Source organism: Microcoleus sp. K4-B3 (genome assembly GCF_036704615.1).
In the GTDB taxonomy this organism is placed as follows: Bacteria; Cyanobacteriota; Cyanobacteriia; order Cyanobacteriales; family Microcoleaceae; genus Microcoleus.
Genome location: NZ_JAUBSF010000196.1, coordinates 1 through 2,363, shown reverse-complemented (window position 1 = coordinate 2,363; position 2,363 = coordinate 1). Strand labels below are relative to the sequence as shown.

At 40.5% G+C, this 2,363-nt stretch carries 5 protein-coding genes; all 5 read right to left on the bottom strand.

The annotated features are described in order from the left end of the window. The coding region (locus QUA78_RS32230; protein ID WP_333399249.1) for an IS630 family transposase at nucleotides 1–920 on the bottom strand (920 nt) is incomplete at its 3' end. Nucleotides 921–979: 59 nt separating this feature from the next. Next, nucleotides 980–1,426, bottom strand: coding sequence for a hypothetical protein (locus QUA78_RS32225; protein WP_333399248.1), 447 nt, complete (start codon nucleotides 1,424–1,426; stop codon nucleotides 980–982). Nucleotides 1,427–1,457: 31 nt separating this feature from the next. Next, nucleotides 1,458–1,583, bottom strand: coding sequence for a hypothetical protein (locus tag QUA78_RS32220; protein WP_333399247.1), 126 nt, complete (start codon nucleotides 1,581–1,583; stop codon nucleotides 1,458–1,460). 110 nt (nucleotides 1,584–1,693) lie between these two features. Further along, complete coding sequence (locus QUA78_RS32215; RefSeq protein WP_333399246.1) at nucleotides 1,694–2,050, bottom strand: hypothetical protein; 357 nt, start codon at nucleotides 2,048–2,050, stop codon at nucleotides 1,694–1,696. A gap of 70 nt (nucleotides 2,051–2,120) precedes the next feature. After that, nucleotides 2,121–2,312, bottom strand: a complete 192-nt coding sequence (locus QUA78_RS32210) for a hypothetical protein (protein ID WP_333399245.1) — start codon at nucleotides 2,310–2,312, stop codon at nucleotides 2,121–2,123. Nucleotides 2,313–2,363: the final 51 nt, after the last annotated feature.

The window sequence follows — 2,363 nt, the reverse complement described above, 5'->3', positions numbered from 1 at the left end:
AAGTATTCCAGATGAATATTAGGCATTTCTGTTTTTATTATCTGGATATAGTCTTGTTTCTTGTGAAAGCTGGCATTGTCTAATACGATCACTATTTTAGACCCTTTTTCTGTAAAATCTTCTCGATTGTTTCCCGCTTCTACCCATTCACTTATTAAATCTTGATAGAAGAGTTTCAAGACTTTATAGAAACTGTTAGAGTTACTTTTACTAAGAAATTCAACAAATCTTTTTTTGTCTGAATACCTAATTGCTCCCATGACATTGACTCTTCCTTTTCTTCTATCTCCCCTCACTTTTTTGCGATGTCCTTTTTTGCACCACGTCTTTCTTTTTATCACCCTTAAACTAAATCCACTTTCGTCCCAGAACCATACCTGAAGACGATTTGGACTTGCTTTTTCTATTCTTAAATATTCTTCTAGTTTCTCTTTAAAAGCTTTTCTTTTCTCGGGATCTTGTTTGTGCTCTAGACTATATTTTGACCACAGGTAAACGTACTTTTTTTTTGAAATAATTCTCCAGACTTGTGAGCCACTTAACTTAATTCCAGTCACTTCTTCTAAATAAGTAGCCAATCTTTTAGCTGACCATCGACCAAATTCATATCCTAGCTCTTGAGGAGATTTGTCAATTGTTTCTAGTAATATCTCTATGTATTTTTCTGTGGCTTTGTGATGGTTTCCTTTCATCTTCTCATCTTTAAGACTCTCTAAATTATCTGGATCGCCATGCACGCACCAGAAACATATTTTGTTGGGCGAACACCCGATAAATTTAGCAATTTCTTTTTGCGTTTTTCCATCATTGAGCAATAGTAAAATTAAGATTCTCTCTCTAACTTCTCCATTTTTTTCTTGTTTTAATGCTTGTTGAAGCTTTTTGACTTGCTCTGCATTTAGATGATTTTTTGCTGGCATACTTCTGGCTTTTCTGTGACTTGTGATTTATTATTATACCAGTTTAAATGCAAAACAGCTTAGTCGGTTTGACAACAAGCGCAGTGACCACCATAACGTTCGATGCGAGTGATGATTGGCTTAATTGGCGGTAGTTCGATTTTTTCGTAGACTGCCTGCAATTTTTGGGTGGCGACGGTGACTTTCTCTCCACATTGAGGACAACTTTTGAGTTGGGCGATGATTAACTCGTCGGGATGGGGATGTAGTTCTCTTCCCCCTCCTGCTCTGCCTACGCTTCTTTGCCTTTTGCTCCCCTCAGTTTTCGATGGCTTAATGTTCGGCTTGAATCCTTTTGAGGGGGGAGTGCTGGAATTTTTGCTAGTTTTGCTGGGGGTGGTCTCTGGTTTGGCTTCCTCTCTCGCGGATAAGGTGGCGGTGAGTTTTTGGATTTCCTGCCATAGCTCCACTATCAAGGCTTCTTTGGCCTCGTTCGATAGTTGTTTTAGGTCGGGCAGTTTTTCCATTTCTCTACCTAATCTCTATCTTGTCTTCTTGTCAAGGGGGTTGAGCAATTACGCGGATTTTTACCCAATCGCCCGGTTTGTAAAAACTTCCCGTTTCCGCAATTGTCGTGTCAAAAAGTGAAAGTTGAGCGTTAACCATCTCTGTCGTAAGCTCCATCTGTTCGATATTCCACTTCTTCAAGCATTAGGAGGGCGTACCCAATAGCCTTTTGAGATTTGAACAATGCGTCGCGGGTTAATTTATCGCCTTCCTCACGAAATACTTTGTCAACAATCCACTCTCTTGTTGTAGAAAGTTTCCTTCGCTGTTCGCTTAGTGTTTCTTTTCGGCTCATCGCGTTTAGCTCCTTCAACTACTATCAATCCTTGGAAAATGCAGTGCAGTTTTTCATTCAAATAGTCGATTTCGTAGGGTTCTATTTTTAGTTGGCTGTTGCCTGTGTGGGCGTTTTCCTCGCGAAAATCAATTCCTTTCGCGTGGTTTTCTTCGCAGATTTTGATGTACTCCCTGATGAGTCCTGTGAATTCGATAAAGGCGTGGCAGTCGGTGCGGATGGCTTCGTCGTAAAAGTTGCTTGCAGCTAGGTTCATCTTATCGAGGCTTTCTTCTGGTGTCATAGTCATAGTCAAAATCTCAAATTTTACTTGTCTAGCAATGTCTAGCAAATGTCTAGCAACTGCTCGCCTTTGTTGCTTACAATTTCCTTTCCAGTTCATCCAAACGCCCCACGAGTTTTCTGTAACTGTTAGTCAGCCTGTGAACATCGACAGCCTGTTTGGTAACAAACTCCATCAGCGTGGCAAGATGTTCTTCGACGTCGTACACTTCATCATTTTTTAGCTTGATGTAAACTTCGCCCGATTCTGGGTTTTGTACGATTTTCATTTAAAAGTAGTTGTCTAGTGGTTGTCTAGCAGCCGATCGCCCAACAGCGAC

Excerpts from the sequence above, each read along its gene's own strand:
- QUA78_RS32215 (WP_333399246.1), bottom strand. The coding sequence starts at position 2,050 with ATGACTATGACACCAGAAGAAAGCCTCGATAAGATGAACCTAGCTGCA.
- QUA78_RS32225 (WP_333399248.1), bottom strand. The coding sequence starts at position 1,426 with ATGGAAAAACTGCCCGACCTAAAACAACTATCGAACGAGGCCAAAGAA.
- QUA78_RS32210 (WP_333399245.1), bottom strand. The coding sequence starts at position 2,312 with ATGAAAATCGTACAAAACCCAGAATCGGGCGAAGTTTACATCAAGCTA.
- QUA78_RS32220 (WP_333399247.1), bottom strand. The coding sequence starts at position 1,583 with ATGGAGCTTACGACAGAGATGGTTAACGCTCAACTTTCACTTTTTGAC.